The sequence below is a fragment of the Arthrobacter sp. 2MCAF15 genome (assembly GCF_052115605.1).
Lineage (GTDB): Bacteria > Actinomycetota > Actinomycetes > Actinomycetales > Micrococcaceae > Arthrobacter.
Genome location: NZ_JBFRGZ010000013.1, coordinates 75508 through 91927, shown reverse-complemented (window position 1 = coordinate 91927; position 16420 = coordinate 75508). Strand labels below are relative to the sequence as shown.

Below are 16420 nucleotides of genomic sequence, written 5' to 3'. Positions count from 1 at the left end.
CATGAGGCTCGGCACCGCCCGGAACGGCGATCACAGCCGTGCATTCCGGCAAGACGAAACCGGCACCTACTACTACGACGTTCATGACGTGGGGCAGCTCCTGAATACTCCAGAATGGACTTCACTTCCCGCGCAGCAGGGCGAAGCGCCCGACCCTGAAGACCTCCTGGCCCCGATCAGCAGGCCGGGCAAGACCATCTGCGTCGGCCTGAACTACTACGACCACGCCGCAGAAGTCGGCAAGACGGCTCCGGAAGTGCCGACCTTGTTCACCAAGGTCTCCACCGCTTTGACCGGGCCGCGGGCCGAGATCCGCTTACCCGACCTGAGCGCAGAAATCGACTGGGAAGCAGAACTTGCAGTCGTGATCGGCACACGAACCAACCAGGCCGACGAGCAGCGGGCGCGGGAGGCGATAGCAGGCTACACGGTGTTCAATGACCTGAGCGTCCGGGATTGGCAACGCCGTACCTCGGAATGGTTCCAGGGCAAGAATTTCGATAAATCCTCACCGCTGGGTCCGGTCATCGTCACACCCGACGAAGTTTCTCCCGAGGACGGCTTGCAAGTCGAAACCCTTGTCAACGACAGGGTGGAGCAGTCGGGCAACACGTCCGACCTGATCTTCAGCGTCACGAAGCTGGTGGTTTACATCAGCCAGTTTCTGACGCTGGAGCCCGGAGACATCATAGCTACCGGCACTCCCGGAGGCGTCGGCTTCGTCAAGACACCGCCCGCGATACCTGCGGGACGGGGACGTGATGAGGACCCGGATTGAAGGAATCGGCGAGTTGCGCAACACCATCCGCATCGGAACGGCTGACTGAGCTTCCCCCCCCATACGGCAGAACCAACCAAGTTTGAACAGTGCGCCAGAGGCGCACTTAAGGAAGGAAGAAGAAAATGACCGAACAGCGCATCGAGTACAAGCGCCCCAGCGTACAGAAGGGAGACAATCTCCCCTTTCTGGATCAGGACCAGACTTCACAGGCGCGGCGCTACGCCGGTGTGACGCCGCGGAACACCGAGGTCGAGCACCTCTGGTTCGGAAAGGTATACACGGCGGTAGGCGAAGCTTCCGATCCGCATCACCACGGGGTGGCCGAAACCGGGGGCTATGTCCTGCAGGGCAGCGCATACCTTCGTTTCGGGGAACGATTCGAGGAGATCGTCTACGCGGATGAAGGAGACTTCATCTTCGTACCCCCGCACATGCCGCACATCGAGGGAAACGCCAGCCGCAGTAAGGAACTGATCTGGCTCACCACCCGCCAGCCGGACAACATCGTGGTGAACCTCCCGGATCATGAGGTCGCGGACATCGAGATTGACTACCGCGACTGAGAGTTGGACATGAAAGAGGGCTCCCGATCATTCACGATCGGGAGCCCTCTTTCGAATCGATACCCCTTAGCCATCCATTTCAGGAGAAAACCCCATGATCCAGCACATCGTAGCCTTCCGCCTTTCCGGCACTGACATCGAGGAAAAGCGCCGGCAGTCATCGTTGGCCCAGGCTGAACTCAGGAAACTGGACACCGGCCGGATTCCCGGTCTGGTTGACCTGCGGGTGCGGCCGGATCTGGGAAAGGTCGCCGCCCACTGGGATCTGGTTCTCGTTTCCCACCATGAATCCGAAGCCGCCCTGGAGACCTACATGGAACATCCGCTGCACCTGGCCGTGGCGCGGGAAGTCGCGGTGCACGTCGCCGAGAAGGCGATCATCGATTCACGGGTCTGAGCCGAAGCAAACGGGGTGCCCCTGAATACTCTGAGTATTCAGGGGCACCCCGTCGTCGCAAGCGGTTACTTTGTGCTGCTGAGTAGGTGCGCGTCCAGGGTCGCTAAGGAGGTGCGGATGGCGACTTCCGCGATGCCATCCAAGGCAGCGATGTCACCGTTCCAGCGGCTCCATGACCGGACTCCGTCCAGGACGGTGAGGACAATCGCGACGGCCTGGTCGACGTCGCCCTGATAGCCCATGTCCAAGGCAGCGCCTTTGAACAGCCCGGCGTTCAAATCAACGAGGTGGCTAATTTCTTCGCGGGTTTCGGGCGGGAGGAACCCGCTGATCCGGTCCGTTGCGAGCATCAGGTCGAACATGTCATTTTCAGGAGTCTGCAGCTGGCGCCGGACGTGTTGATCGACAAGCGTCGTCCAGAATTCCATGGCGTCAGCCGTGCTTTCGACTGCCTGGATGGTCCCGGTAGCAAATTGGGAGTAGTGCCACGTAAGGGCTTCGCTGACGACCTCATCCCGACCGCCGGGAAAGTGACTGTACAGGCTGGGTGCCTTGACGTTCACCTGCCTGCCGAGGGCCCGCATTGTGACTGCTGAATAACCGGCGGTAGTGGCGATGCGTAGGAACGCCTCAAGTATGAGTCGTCGTCCATCGGTCAGGTTCGTCCAGTCGAACGAAGCTATCTGGTCGCGCACGACGTCAAGAGCCTGCATGCGCTGCGGTCGCTCTAACATTTCTCTCCTGAATCTGTTTGGCATGGCCAGCTGCCGGCAGATGGCCACCTGCCTATCTTAAGTCCACTCATCAGCCATGATCGCCGCCAACCGCCGTTCACGTCCCCAGCCTGCGGGGATGCTGACGGGGAAAGCGGCGCTGGCCGAGGCTGTGGAGGGGGCACTGTCTCCAGCCCCCCGTCCACAGTCCAGTCAGGACAGGTCGACTGGTCCTGTGTCCCTCCGGCCAAGTCCCTGGTAGATCTGCGGCTTGGCCCATCGGAAGTATGCCGCAACGAGGGTTCCGAGGAGGAGGCTTGCACCCAGAACGTACAGCAGTCCAAGGTTCTGCCCTGGTTCACCGCCGACGACGAGTTCGAAGCGCATGATGGCGAACACCACAACGGCCGTAAGCGCCAGGAAGGACACGATGGGTGCGACGAAGACTTTCCAGATGTTTTCACTGGCCGGCACTCCCTTGCGGAAGAAGAACACCGCTACGGCAAGGCTCACCAAAGCCATCAGGACGAGAACGCCGGTGGAACCGAGGCCGGCCATCTGACCGTAAAGCTGAGCGGCGTCGGTGCCTGCGACGACGAAGGAAAGCAGGGCCAGTGCAACCACGATCGAGACGGTGATAGATGCCAGGTGAGGGGAGTGATGGCGCTTGTGAACCCTGGAGAGATAGGGCGGCAGCGCCCGGTCAGAGCCGATGTTGAACAGGTACCGGGCTATGACGTTATGGGTAGAGATCAGAGCAGCAACACAGGAGGAAGCTACCAGAACCAGCGCGACGTTCGAGAAACCCGGCATGACGAATCGGTCGAGTGCGTCGTTGAACATGCCCGTCGGATTGTTCGTGGCAGTATCCACGGCCTTGGAGCCGTAGGCGCTAACGAGGGCGTAGCAGGACAGGCAGTACAGCAGACCAATGAGGACCACGGCAAGATAGGTGGCCCGGGGAACTGTCTTGTTGGGGTTTTTGACCTCGTCCCGGTACATGGCCGTGGCTTCAAATCCGATGAAGGTCAGGAATGCGAACAGCAACGCAACGCCTACCTCGCTTTGGGAAAAGAATTCCACCGGGTTGAACGGTGCGGCGGAAAGTCCTTCCGCTCCTCCCTTGGAGAGGGTCGCGACATTGAACGTCATGACGACCACGACTTCGAGGATCATGACCACGCTCAGCACCTTCGCTGAGAGTTCGATGTTGAAGTAGCCGAGAACACCGACGAGCGCAAAAGCGGTGTAGGACCATACCCACCACGGGGTCTCTGGTCCGCCGAAACTCTGGACCAGCGCAGACATGGTGATTCCGGTGAAGGAGTATAGTCCCGTGATGATCATGGAGTAGGAGACGATGGCCAGGTAGGCGCCCCCCAGCCCGACGATCTTGCCTAGGCCTGTACTGACGTAGGCGTAAAAGGCGCCCGGGCGCGGGATGTGCTTGGTCATGGTCGTAAATCCGACCGCGAAGATGGTCAGGGCGACCGTGGCCGTCAGGAAAGCGACGGGGGACGTCGTTCCGCCGAAGATGACCGTGAAGGCGATGAAACCCGAGACGGTGACGATCGGGGCGGAGAAGGCGAGCACGCTCAGCACGAGCTCGGTGATGCCCATGTTGCCGGTAAGACGGCTGGTCGTCGTCTCCGAGGCTGGGCCGGTGTTCAGTGTCGTGGGAGGGGGATCATTCCTCATCTTGTTTGCCTCTTTTTTGGATGCGAATCAATAGATGGACCTGGTGCCGCCCCAAGCTGGCCGCCAGAAAGAAGTGGGACCCTAAGGATCCCGCCTGCATGGCCGCCCGCCAACATGTGTGGTGCCGGCGGCCATGCAGGATTCAGGAGCGGACGCGGGCGATCGCGCCGATCTCGATAAGGGCGCCTTCTCCGCCAAGGTCCGCGACTCCGAAGCCCGTCCACGTAGGGTAAGGAGCGGTGAAGAAGCGCGACTTCACCGGCAGGAACCATTCGTTCGTGGCAGCCATTCCTCCCTTATGGAAGGTCTGCAGCTGAACAATGTCACGCAGGGTAGCCCCTGCCTCGGCCAGTACACGCTGCACGGCGAGAATCGCCAGCTCAGCCTGACGCGCACCGTCAGCCGGGATCGCGCCGTTCTCGTCGATTCCGAGCTGGCCGGAAACGAAGATCAGGTCGCCCGTTCGCAGTCCCGGAGCCAGCCCGTAGGTTTCGCCCACCTCTTCCGTTCCCTCTGGAACGAGGTAGGTGAAACCGGCAGCGGTATCTTCTGTCATTGATGGCTCCTTAGTCATCGGGCGGCACCTGCCGCCCGGGTCTTGTGCGTGGCCAGGATGCTGTGGGCTGCGGCTTCGCCGGCCTGGACAGCACCTTCCATGTAGCCGGTCCACATCGGCGCGGCTTCAGTGCCGGCGAACCGGAGTGGCCCCACGGGTGCGTTGAGGGCGTTGCCGATGCTGCTCAACAGACCCGGTGGCAGGACGGTCACCGGGGCGCCCATTGTGTACGGGACGCTCGGCCAGTCCGTCTCGTGGTATCCGAGTGGGTGGGCGGCGTCAGGGCCCAGGACTGCGACCAGCGAATCGAGCACCGCCTTCTTCCGGGCTTCGGCGCCGAGGGCGAACCAGGCGTCGTAGTCCTTTCCTCCGATAAACGCCACGATAGTGGACCAGTCGTCCCCGGGCCGGGTGACGTCCAGGGAAAGGTAGCCAAGGTCGAGATCGAAAATTTCGCCTGAAAGGCCGGCATCACGCCAGAACGGGCGGTCATAGCGCATCTGGACCTTCGACTCCCGACCCATGGGCGCTCGGGCCTGCAGCTGCCGGCGGGGAAGGGGCAGTTCAGGTGAAAACTGGATGGTGTTCGCCGCGGACGGCGGAACCGCGATGGTGGCCGCCGGTGCGGTGAACCGGCCCTGCGCCGACTCCACTACGACCAAGTCATTGGTGTAGGAGATGGCGTGAACGGGTGCCTCGGTGACGACAGTGATCCCAGGCAGTTCTGCGATTCGCTGCGAGATCTGCTGGGAGCCGCCGAGCCAAAGGGCATCGTTGGCGGTGACCTGCAGAGAGCGCATGCCTTCGCACTTGGCGACGTACTGCGCCCAGAACAGCATGGACATTTCCGAGGTATCGGCACCGACGATGATATTCAGATCCGTGGTGACGATGCGACGCACCACCGGATTGGCAACGTTCTGCTCAAGCCACGACGCAACGGTGATGCTGTCCAGTGCGATGTCCTCAGGGGTGTTCCACGGCCCCTCCGCTCCGACCTGCTTGGCGAGTTCATCGAACAGTGCGTTTGCCTTCGACAGCTCCACTTCCAGGTCGGTGGCCCCGGCGATGGACTCCGGGTAGCCCCCATCAGGAGCCCTCACGACCTGCCCTTCGACGCGGTAGCTCATATCGCCCTTCGGTCGCGCCGGAACCCAGGCCAAGCCAAGTCCCTCCCCCAGAGCTCGCGAACGATGATGGGTTGTTCCAATGAGCATGCCGCCCAGATCAAGAGGACCGCCCGGGACATCCGGGTCAGAATGCGTGCGGCCTCCCACACGGTCCTTCGCTTCGAGCACCGTGACCCGCAGGCCCTCGCTCGCCAGAGTGTAGGCGGCGGCCATTCCAGACAGGCCGCCACCCACGATGATGGCATCGGTCTGGTTGCCGGCCTCATTAACAGTGGTTGACATTGTGAAGCTCTTCCTGCTTATGGGAGCCCACGATGCGATCGCCAGACGGCTCACGACCGCAGCTCCCCTCAGTGATGTACCTAATGCCAGAGAGTGACCTAACTAACGTTAGGTAGCAATCAATTTAGCAGGAATAGGCTGAAGTAGCAGCACTTTTCTGAAATATTCTTTGACCGGCCCTGCACTCGTCGGCTGTCCCCAGCCGCAGCAGTAGTCCCTGGCAATGGGACACGCCCCTCGGGGCGTCCCCTCTACTAACTGTGGGGCGAAGCGAACATGCGGAAAATCTGGTCGACCGCCAACGTCAAGGTCTACGGCGGCGACGTCGCCGAAGAAGGGTTCCTCCGAGCCCTCTCGGACCTGATCGGGGACTACAGCTACACCAACGTCTCCATCTCCTCCGGCAAGTCCGGCTCCAGCCGCTCCCGGCAGGAGGGCAAGGAACGCATCTTCGACGTCTCCAACCTCGCCGAACTCGACCGCGGCCGCGCCGTCGTCCTCGCTTCCGACGCACCGGCACCCTGGTCCGCACCATGCCCTGGTACACCGGGGCCCACAGGGAAGCCGTGGAGGCGTCCATCAAGAAGTACAGCCCCAGGCCGGAGAAAGACGAAGTGCCCCTCGCTGCAGCAGCTGCCGCCACCCCCTGGGTCACCGGGCAGAAGAAACAATGGCGCGCCATCGCCAACCGCTACACCACGGCGTCTCCGTCGCGGGCGAACGGCAGCAGTTCGATGAGCTGTGGCCTGGCTATATCCCGGTGAAGACCCGGTCCAGAACCAGGCCTTCGAGCTGACGCTCCTCGTTCTGATCCAGGTACTCACGCGCACACTCCCAATCGGCTGACCAGCCACCGCCGGCCTCCAACACTCATCCTGTCAGGTGAGTTCTAGGCCTATCTCGGAAGAACGTCAAAAGCAGCAAAGCCGGTTTGGTTGTGGTTTTATTGCACTCAACCGACCAGCTCTCTCAATTTGAATCACCTTCATTTGACTGAGAGGTCAGCGGTACTAGAAATGACTGCTTCTGCGACTTGTTGGATGTGGTCATCGGTCATTGCTGTTGAGAGGGCAAGGAGTCCATTGGAGCCGGCCAGGACGCCCTTATCGTAGAGATTCCACCAAAGGGATTCGATGTCTGGGGTGACTATGCGCATCAGTGATCCGAAGCCGTTGACCGGAATTCCCGCGGATTTCAGTTGACTGCGCAAGCGGTCGCCTCGGATGTTCAGATCTAATACGGCTTCTTCGTCGTATAGGCGGAGGGCAGTGAGGCCAGCTGCCATAGTCACGGGGTTGGCGGTGAACGTGCCACCCCACATGACGTTGCCGGTCGTTGTTGGGCTGAACGTCTTGAGAATGTCGGGGCTTCCGCCGATCGCTCCGGCGGGAAAACCGCCTCCAATGATCTTCCCTACCGAGATCAGGTCCGGCTCCACGCCATAATGTTTATGAAACCCCCCCCAGCTAAGGCGAAGGCTGATCACTTCGTCTACCGCTAACAGCACATCGTATTGCCGTGTGAGTGCCCTGAGCTCTTGGACGAATTCCTGGGTTGCTGGTTGCAGCCCCGCGCGGTTAGGCATCAGGTCGATAAGAACCGCTGCAGTTCTGTGGCTGTGGTTTTGGAGTGCATCCGAAAGAGCCCGGAGGTCGTTTTGGGGGAGCACAACAACAGATTGTCGTGTCGAAGCCGGGACGCCCAGCGATTTTTGGTCCACAACTTCATCGCCGGTGCCGTGGTAGCTGCCCTCGAAGCGGATGATGATGTCGCGCCCCGTGTGGGCTCGCGCTGCGCGAAGCATCATGAGAACGGCTTCAGTTCCCGAGTTGCAGAAGCGCCACTGCTGGATACCGGTTCGTTCTGCAAGGCACTCAGCCATTTCCACTTCGTACCTGGTCGGCAGGCCGAATGCAGTTCCCTTTTTGGCGGCATCAAGAGCGGCGTCAAGGACTTCTTCCTTGGCATGCCCATGTATCAGGGATGTGTAGTTGTTGTTGCAGTCGATGACCGATCGTCCGGTTTCATCGGTGACAAGGGCGCCGGAACCTTCGGCGGCATACGGTGGATGGGGAGGGACGAACACGGTCGAACGAGTGTTGCCGCCTGGCATGACCCTCTTGGCTCGATCGAAAATGTCGGGCAAATGTTTGGTGGACGTTGGCATTGTGTCGATTCTCTTCAGCTGGGGCGTTGGGGGCAGTCCCTGGCCTGCTTGTGTAGGCCAGGGACTGCGGGTCAGCGTACGGCGACGGCATCGATTTCGATGACGGCACCTTCGGCGGCCAAGTCACTGACTTCGACAAGGGTGCTGGCCGGTTTTGTGTCGGGCCAGCGAGTAGCCCGCAGCCTGTTCACTGCGGAACGTTCGCTGATGTCGGTGACGTAGACAGTGAGCTTTACCAAGGAGGCTGGAGAAGAACCTGCTGCATGAAGGATCGACTCGAGTGAGTCCAATATTCGCGCCGTCTGAGCTTCGATGTCCCCCGGTTCAGGGAGCTGTCCGGAGGCGTCAAAGCCGAGCAGGCCGGACACGTGCACAAAATCTCCGGCGATTACGGCGTGCGAAAAGTGACCGCGGGGGCTTGGTACGTCAATGCTCAACACTTCCGTCCTCTTTGTTGGATGTGTCATACGCTGGCCTCCTGCAATGTATTTTTCTGCGCTCTCGAAATGGCCGTGAGCGTCGATGTGAAGGCTTGGATGGCAAATTCGAGATCTTCCTCGGTCCAGGCTGCATTCGGACCAAAGGTCCTGCTGGTAAGCCCGAGCCCAGTGTTGGCCAATCCCAAGCACATTAGGCGCCACAACCCGTGGTCTGCACGTTCGGCTGACGCGAAATCAGTGACTTCTTCACTGGTGAAGTGGAGTCCCACGCACGGGCCGTCACCAGTGACTGCCAGCGGGGTTGCAAGCCTTGCCGAGAGGCCGCGTAGGACCTCTCGTAGCTTTTCGCCCTTAGACGCCGCTTCTGTGAATACCTCCCTGGTTGTTAGTCGCATCGTAGCTACGGCCGCGGCAAGGGCAACAGGATTTTGAGCATGCGTGTTTGATGCGCTGATTGGTTGCTCAAGAATGTCGGGCCGCCCGGTCACTACGGCGACAGGCAGGCCGCCGCCAAGCATTTTGCCCATGACAATCAGGTCCGGCGCTTCAAAGCCGTAGTACTCACTTGCGCCGCCGACAGCGAATCGACAACCAGTTATGACCTCGTCAAGGATGAAGAGCGTCCCATGGCGCTGTGTGGCAGAGCGGAGGCCTTCAAGGAACCCATTTCTTTGATGCACAGCACCGGGGATCGTCATCATGGGCTCAGCGATCACTGCCGCGACTGACCCCGGATGGAGATCCAAGGCCTCGTTAACGGCTGCGAGATCATTGAACGGCACGGTGATGACGTTATTATGCGCAGTTGGGGAGATACCCGCTTTTGACGATTGTTCGCCGAGGAGGGCGTCGTGTTGGCCGTGGAAGCCGCCAGCTACCCTGATGACGGTCTGCTGTCCTGTAAAGGACCGGGCCAGGCGCAGCGCGTACGTATTGGCTTCCGACCCGGAGGGAGCGAACACGACCCGTTCCGCACCCGGGATGCGTTCGCACAACTGTTGCGCGAATTCGTCCCGAATGGGGGAGGGGTGCATCGCGCCTCCAGGCGCCCCCAGTTGGTTCATAGCGTCGTGGACTGCGGCGGCCACGACTGGGTGGGACCGTCCAATAAAGCTTGCGTTCCACCCAGCGTTGCAGTCCAGGATGTCATTGCCATCCACGTCAGTGAAATGGGAACCCGATCCCTGCTGGATGTAGACGGGATATGGCATTCCCGAGTTGAACCGTGTTCGCTGACCTTTGGCAATGAAATTTTGTGCGGACTCGTTCGCCGCCTTCGATCGGGCATTTCGCCGGTGATACGTCTCCAACCACTCAGCCTCGAGTGCCTTCAGCGTGCTTGTGCTGGTCATAATTCTTCCTAGTTCATTTGGTGGGGCCGGCGGCCGGACGCTATGCGTGAACAGATGTGTCCGCAGTTTGCTGTTCTTCGTGGTCGTTCATCCTCACGCCCCGGGTTTCCCGGGTGAAGGCAGCCGTCACAGCGACAATGGCCAGAGCGAGGCAGACGTAGACGGTGATGGCAGTTGTGGAACCGAAGATCTGCAGAAGACCGATCGCGATGGTAGGCGCCAGGCTGCCGCCAACGATGCCGGCTAGCTGGTATCCGAGTGAAGCGCCGCTGTACCGGTGCTTGGCGTCAAATAGCTCGCAGATCCACACTGCCTGGACGCCGTACATCGCAGAGTGGAAGACGAGACCGACCAGCACGGCAAGGATGATCAACCCGACAGATTTGGTGTCGACCAGCGGGAAGAAGGCGACGACCATCCAGATGATCGCCCCTACCGCGCCGAAGATGGTCAGCGGTTTCCGACCGAAGCGATCGCTGAGTGCGGCGAAAGCCGGATACGTCAGGAGCTGCATTCCCGCTCCAAGCATTGCTGCGGTGAGGCCAACCGTAGTGGGCAGGCCCAGGGTCTTCGAAATGTAGGTCAGGAGAAAGGTAATGAGCAGGTAGAACATAATGTCCGCTCCGGCCCGAATCCCAATCACGCGAAGGACGTCGAGGGGCTGCCGCCGCAACAGCTCAAGCACGGGGGATTTGCTGACGCTGCCACTTTGCTTCAGGGCGTCAAAGGCGGGTGTCTCGGTGACTTTCAGACGAATGTAGATGCCCACGACAACTACTACTGCCGACAGCAGGAACGGTACGCGCCACCCCCAAGCAACGAAATCGTCATGTTGAAGGGCCGTGGACATCAGCAGCAGGATTCCGGTGCTAAGAAGGTTGCCGATGGATGCACCGACCTGAACGAAGCTTGTTAGGAAGCCTCGCCGTTCCTGGGGTGCACGTTCGGCGATCATTAGCGCGCCGCCAGCCCATTCACCGCCAAGTGCAAGGCCCTGAATGAGCCTGACCGTGACCAGCAGAATCGGAGCGAGCACTCCTGCGGTCGCGTAGCTTGGGAGGAGTCCGATACCGATAGTTGACAATCCCATCACCATGATGGTGGCCAGCAAAACCTTTTTGCGTCCGATCTTGTCGCCGAAGTGGCCAGCTATCACTGCGCCAACGGGGCGGGCAGCAAAGCCCACAGCGAATGTAATGAATGATAAGAGCGTTCCCGTTAGAGGGTCATATGACGGGAAGAATACCTCGCCGAAGACGAGGGCGGCTGCCGTCCCATAGAGGAAGAAGTCGTACCATTCCAGAGACGTGCCAACAAGGCTTCCCATGATGGCCCGCCGCAGGGATTTTGTCTGTTCGTGCGCTGCTTGTCCGGTGTTTTCCATGATGCCTCCAGGTGGTGGTGCCGAAGCTGATGCTTTGCGATGGTTGCGTGTCACAGGGCGGAGGGCGCTGCCCGGACGTAGCCTGACTCGACATCGGCCCTTAGGGCCTTGTCGGACCGGGCTGAAGGGTGGCCGTAGCCACCTCCTCCAGGAGTGAGCATGCAGATGAGGTCACCCCGCGTGAGTGGGATGTTCTCTCCCTTGCTGATCATGGGAAGGATGACTTTCTCGCCCCGGAGGCGGAACCAGGGCGCCGATGCCGCCCCGGGACCTCCACCGGCGCGACCAACTGGAGCGGTTTTCGATTGGTCTCCGAGCAGGCTCGCGCGTCCTCGATCACCGGTGTACTCGAACTCGAAATGCACACCGAGTCCGCCTCGGAATTCGCCTTCACCGAATGAGTCCTCGCGGAGCGAGTACTGGCGGACGAGAATGGGATAGCGCTGTTCCAGTGTTTCGACTGACTGGATCAGGCCAATGCTCATGAGCGAGCAGCCGTTTGAGAGCCCATCTCCAGCTTTGTGGCCCCCGTAGCCGCCGCCTAGGAAGACGTACATGACAAACGGGTCGCCTTCCTCGTCAACGCCGCCGATGGACAGGTTGTTGGAGGTAGCCGAGGAGCCCGCGGGCACTCGGTCCGGAAGGGCCCCGGCCAACGCGCCCATGACCGCCGTGATGATCCGCTGGCTTGTTTCCGCTGCGCATCCGGCCACAGGCCGGGGCACCTTGGCGTTCAGGAAGACACTTTCGGGGATTACGAAAGTAAGGGGTTCAAAGATCCCTGAGTTGATGGGCACATCGGGGAAGACGTGTTTGATCGCGACAATGGCGCTGGAGACGGTGGCCGCGTAAACGGAGTTCATCGGCCCCTCGCAAGGGGGTGAGGATTTGCTGAAGTCGACTGTCATTTCCTCGCCGGAGACGGTGAGCTCAACTGCGATGCTTAGGGCCTTATCGACGATGCCGTCGTTGTCCATGTCCTCAGTGAACTGGTACGTGCCATCAGGGATGTCCTTGATATAGCTACGCATCTGAATCGAAGAACGTTCGCGCAGTGTATCGATCACCGCGGAGACAAGGTCGGCACCGTATTCATCAAGGAGCTCGGTCAATCGTGCATCCCCGGCTCGCAACGCCGTCGCCTGTGCCTGGACGTCGCCCAGGACATCGTCCGGCAGCCGGGAATTAGTCTGCAGGATTGCGAGGATATCCGAATTCAATGCCTCGTCAGTGAAGAGACGCACAGGCGGGATGCGCAGGCCCTCCTGGTAGCAGTCGCTCGCTTCTGCTGCGAAGCCTCCGGGGACGCGTCCGCCGAGGTCTGTCCAGTGGCCTGTGTTTGCCAGCATCGCAAATAATTTGCCGCGGTAATAGAACGGCCGCACCATCTTGGTGTCCATGATGTGAGTACCGCCGGCGAAAGGATCATTCACCAAGTACATGTCGCCAGGCTTCGGATCCTCGATTGCGGATAAGACGCTGGCAACCGTGTATTGCATGGTGCCGACGAAGATGGGCAGACCGCGGACGCCTTGCACGATCATCGATCCGTCAACCGCGGAATAGATTCCGTCGGCGCGGTCCCATGCGTCTGAGATGACCGGGGAGAACGCCATGCGTTCAAAGACAGTGTCCATTTCGTCTGCGATTTGCTCGAGTCGGCCGCGGATCACGGCCAAAGACAGGGCATCTACTTCGGGCCTCATCGGGCCACCTCCACGAGAAGAGAACTATCGTTCTGGACCACCGACGTTGTGCCTGGCGGCAGGATGATGGTTGTATCTGTTTGTTCAATCACCAGAGGTCCTTCCAGTGTCTGGCCCACGGTCAATGTGTCCCGGGAGAGCACGTCGACCATTACTGTCATGCCGTCGAACGTTATGGTTCGTTTTGCCAGCGCGTGACCGGTACTTGCGGGTAGAGCTGACCCCATTTGCAGTGACCGTTTTCCGGTGGCGACGGTACGGAGGTTTATCAGTTTGATATCCCGTGATGGGTGCCTGCCCCCATATGTAGTGGCATGCTGATCGAGGAACGCCTGGATGAGGCACTTGGCTGTCCAGTTGGTCTCTACGTCCCCGAGGGGAATCCGCAGTGTGTACCTCTGCTTGCTGAAACTCATTTCAGCGAAGTGTTCGACTGTTATGACGGTGTTGTCGAAGCCGTCGTTGGTCAGCAGTACGTCACCGGTGACGCGGTGTTCGGCGAGAATGTGCTGCACTGTGTCGGCAAAGCTGCTGCCTTCAACGGTGGCATTGACTGCGGTTACGTAGTCGTACTTTGCATCCGCGATCAAGCAGCCGTAGGCGCTCAGGGCGCCTGGGTGGGGAGGGATCAGCACTGTGGTGGCACCGACAGTCCGGGCAAGTTCGACAATGTGCATTGGGCCGGCGCCGCCGAAACCGACGAAGGCGAAGTTGCGCGGGTCATAGCCCTTGTCAACGCTGACGCTTCGGATAGCAGCGGCCATCTTTTCATTGGCGATGCGGATGATCGCCAGCGCGGCTTCGTCAACAGTGAGTCCGAGAGGTTCGGCGACTTCATTGCGGATGGCATCTTGTGCGGCGTTGAGGTCAATCTTGAAACCTTCTTGTGTCCCCAACTGCTGCTTAGGGGCGATTCTGCCGAGGACGACGTTGGCATCTGTCACGGTGGGCCGAATACCTCCACGGCCGTAGCAGGCAGGTCCGGGGTCAGATCCTGCACTCTCAGGGCCGACTTGCAGTATGCCTCCGCGGTCGACTGAAGCGATTGATCCTCCGCCCGCGGCAATGGTAGTGATGTCGATCATCGGCAGTTTGATCGGCATTCCGTAGTCGATATTCTTCTCGGAAGTGATGGCTGGGCTGCCATCAGGGATGAGCGCCACGTCAAAGCTGGTGCCGCCCATATCGCAGGAAATGACGTTGGCAAGGCCCGATGCGGCCCCGAATGCGGCCGCGGCGACGGTGCCCGCGGCAGGTCCGGACAACAGGGTCCGTGCGCCCAAATGCCCAGCTCGGCTGGCGGGAGTCAGCCCGCCGTTGGACTGCATGACCTGAACTTCGTGCCTGAAGCCCTGGGAGTTCAAACGTTTCTGAACGCTGTCCAGGTATCGGCTCATCGTGGCGCTTACATAAGCGTTGACAGCCGTGGTGTTGGCCCGTTCGAATTCGCCGGCCTCGGGGCAAAGCTCATAGGACGCACTAACGGCCACGTCCGGGAGTAGTTTCGTCAGGAGTTCGACAATTCGTTGTTCATGAGCGGGATTGACGTAGCTGTTGAGCAGACATATGGCGACGCTTTCGATGTTCGCCGTTCGCAGCCGTCTTGCCAGGGCATGTACTTCATCCTCGTTAAGAGGAGCGTGAACACGGCCTTTCGAATCGATGCGTTCATCGATCTCGAAGGACAGGCTTCGAGGCACGATTGGGGTGTAACCAGTAGTCAGACCATAGGTCGTGGGCCGGTCGCGGCGGCGAAGCTCAAGCACGTCCCGGAATCCGCGGGTCGTTACAAGGGCACAGCGGTCACCCTTGCGCTCCAGGACAGCATTGGTGGCAACAGTCGTTCCGTGGACAACTGCACCTAGACGTTCGAGCGGTACTTCCAGTTGGTTGAGTCCAGACACGAGCCCCTCTGCCTGGTCCCCGGGTGTGGAGAAGACTTTGGCGATCCGTAGTCTTCCCGTTTCTGCATCGTGGAGGACCACATCGGTAAATGTGCCTCCGACGTCGATCCCAGCGATATATTCCATAAGTTTTGTTCCTTCATCGTTCTCGTTAGAAACGTGTGTTCACTGCTGAGTTGCGGCGGCGGGCTGCAAGAAGTGCAGTCATGTCGTCTGCGGCCTGGAGCAGGCCGCTCACCCATTTGTCTGTTGAGAATCGGCTGCTTGGTCCCGCCACGCTCAGTGCCGCCACCACAGAACCCGTGGAATCGGCGACTCCGGCAGCCACACCATCAATCCCTACTGCGTATTCGCCTTCGGTCACCGCATATCGTTGCCTCCTCACAGTTGGGAGGATCACGGATTTAAGGAGGTCTTTGGAACGGATGCTGTGTTCCGTCACGGGGGGCAGGTCGTCCTCCGGGTAGAGATTGTCGATCTCTGCATCCGACAGGGAAGCCAATATGATTTTTCCGGACGCGCAACTGATGAGTGGCATCCGAGTCCCAACCCCAATGTCCACCCTTAGGACGTGATTGGTCTCAAAGCGCTGGACAATAACCGCGTCGCGATGCCACGGGATTGCCAGTGATACGGCCTCGCCGGAAAGATCTGCAAGCTCGCGCATCGGCCCAAGCAGCTCACCCCCGAAGCGGGCCGCGTCCGGTACAGCTGCTCCGACCTCAAAAGCTGTAATGCCCAGAACATACTGGCTCTCCTCGTTCTGCAGGGCGAATTCCTGTTCGACAAGGGTGGCTAGGAGCATGTGTGCTGTGCTGCGCCCAATTCCCATCCTTCGGGCAACGTCGCTTACCCCAATACCATCAGGATTCTCACTCAGCAGCTTGAGCACCCGGAGGGCCATTGCAACTGTGCTTGAGGTCCTAGAGCTATTTGACATATGCGAACACCCTTCGTAAAATGCGAATGCCTGTAGATCATGCCCTGTGCCTAGAGACCGGTCAAGAGTCTTTTCCGAATTAGCCGGATGTGAGAGTACGGTCTCTGCATCTCTGGCAACCCTTGCAGCGCGGAAGTACTGGCCGTGGCGTGCGCGGTATTTTGGGATCCCGGGGGCCGCTCGAGGGACCGGCTGAAGGAGCAGCCCCACTCCTGGGACACATGGCCTAATGCCTACGACGAAGCCTAGGATGCTCATAACGGAGCGGGCCTGTCTTCATTCACGACAGCGAAGTCGCCGAGGCGGCTTGCCCTTTGGAAAGCCGGGATGGAGGGGTTTATGTCCCTCTTTTGATACCGCCCGGACGCCGGTGTTTCGGCAAGGTGTTGTCTGTGGTGTCGACGCGT

The 16420-nt window shown here is 60.1% G+C and carries 15 protein-coding genes and 1 pseudogene; 5 read left to right on the top strand and 11 right to left on the bottom strand.

Annotation, left to right across the window (positions count from 1 at the left end):
* The first annotated feature begins 1 nt into the window (after position 1).
* From AB4089_RS15410 to AB4089_RS15400, 3 genes are all read left to right on the top strand, one after another.
* Positions 2–778, top strand: coding sequence for a fumarylacetoacetate hydrolase family protein (locus AB4089_RS15410; protein ID WP_441410150.1), 777 nt, complete (start codon positions 2–4; stop codon positions 776–778).
* 125 nt (positions 779–903) lie between these two features.
* A complete protein-coding gene (locus AB4089_RS15405; RefSeq protein WP_441410149.1) occupies positions 904–1344 on the top strand; it encodes a cupin domain-containing protein in 441 nt (146 codons plus the stop codon).
* 94 nt (positions 1345–1438) lie between these two features.
* Entirely contained in the window at positions 1439–1741 is a 303-nt protein-coding gene (locus AB4089_RS15400) for a Dabb family protein (protein ID WP_441410148.1), read from the top strand.
* 65 nt (positions 1742–1806) lie between these two features.
* Here the strand turns inward: AB4089_RS15400 and AB4089_RS15395 are convergent, their stop codons facing one another.
* The 4 genes from AB4089_RS15395 to AB4089_RS15380 all read right to left on the bottom strand — a co-directional run bounded on the left by AB4089_RS15395 (position 1807) and on the right by AB4089_RS15380 (position 6120).
* Positions 1807–2475 carry a TetR/AcrR family transcriptional regulator gene (locus AB4089_RS15395; RefSeq protein WP_441410147.1) on the bottom strand — a complete coding sequence of 223 codons (669 nt, stop codon included), beginning with the start codon at positions 2473–2475 and terminating at the stop codon, positions 1807–1809.
* A gap of 192 nt (positions 2476–2667) precedes the next feature.
* Complete coding sequence (locus AB4089_RS15390; protein ID WP_441410146.1) at positions 2668–4152, bottom strand: APC family permease; 1485 nt, start codon at positions 4150–4152, stop codon at positions 2668–2670.
* A 142-nt stretch (positions 4153–4294) separates the two neighbouring features.
* Positions 4295–4708, bottom strand: a complete 414-nt coding sequence (locus AB4089_RS15385; protein ID WP_441410145.1) for a Rid family hydrolase — start codon at positions 4706–4708, stop codon at positions 4295–4297.
* Between the two features lie 14 nt (positions 4709–4722).
* A complete protein-coding gene (locus tag AB4089_RS15380; RefSeq protein WP_441410144.1) occupies positions 4723–6120 on the bottom strand; it encodes a flavin monoamine oxidase family protein in 1398 nt (465 codons plus the stop codon).
* 276 nt (positions 6121–6396) lie between these two features.
* On the opposite strand from AB4089_RS15380, the pseudogene AB4089_RS15375 reads away from it, so the two are divergent.
* A pseudogene (locus AB4089_RS15375) lies at positions 6397–6540 on the top strand (TraM recognition domain-containing protein); the annotation flags it as partial.
* A gap of 113 nt (positions 6541–6653) precedes the next feature.
* A complete protein-coding gene (locus AB4089_RS15370) occupies positions 6654–6884 on the top strand; it encodes a hypothetical protein (RefSeq protein ID WP_441410198.1) in 231 nt (76 codons plus the stop codon).
* A 221-nt stretch (positions 6885–7105) separates the two neighbouring features.
* Here AB4089_RS15370 and AB4089_RS15365 read toward each other — a convergent pair whose 3' ends face one another.
* From AB4089_RS15365 to AB4089_RS15335, 7 genes are all read right to left on the bottom strand, one after another.
* Complete coding sequence (locus AB4089_RS15365; protein WP_441410143.1) at positions 7106–8287, bottom strand: aspartate aminotransferase family protein; 1182 nt, start codon at positions 8285–8287, stop codon at positions 7106–7108.
* A 71-nt stretch (positions 8288–8358) separates the two neighbouring features.
* Positions 8359–8724, bottom strand: a complete 366-nt coding sequence (locus tag AB4089_RS15360; RefSeq protein WP_441410142.1) for a RidA family protein — start codon at positions 8722–8724, stop codon at positions 8359–8361.
* Positions 8725–8750: 26 nt separating this feature from the next.
* Complete coding sequence (locus AB4089_RS15355) at positions 8751–10079, bottom strand: aspartate aminotransferase family protein (RefSeq protein WP_441410141.1); 1329 nt, start codon at positions 10077–10079, stop codon at positions 8751–8753.
* 40 nt (positions 10080–10119) lie between these two features.
* On the bottom strand, positions 10120–11463 hold the full coding sequence (locus tag AB4089_RS15350) for an MFS transporter (protein WP_441410140.1): 1344 nt from the start codon (positions 11461–11463) through the stop codon (positions 10120–10122).
* Positions 11464–11513: 50 nt separating this feature from the next.
* Positions 11514–13169, bottom strand: coding sequence for a hydantoinase B/oxoprolinase family protein (locus AB4089_RS15345; protein ID WP_441410139.1), 1656 nt, complete (start codon positions 13167–13169; stop codon positions 11514–11516).
* Positions 13166–15199, bottom strand: coding sequence for a hydantoinase/oxoprolinase family protein (locus tag AB4089_RS15340; protein WP_441410138.1), 2034 nt, complete (start codon positions 15197–15199; stop codon positions 13166–13168). Before AB4089_RS15340 ends, AB4089_RS15345 begins: the two co-directional genes overlap by 4 nt.
* A 25-nt stretch (positions 15200–15224) precedes the next feature.
* Complete coding sequence (locus AB4089_RS15335; protein WP_441410137.1) at positions 15225–15965, bottom strand: IclR family transcriptional regulator; 741 nt, start codon at positions 15963–15965, stop codon at positions 15225–15227.
* Positions 15966–16420 lie beyond the last annotated feature (455 nt).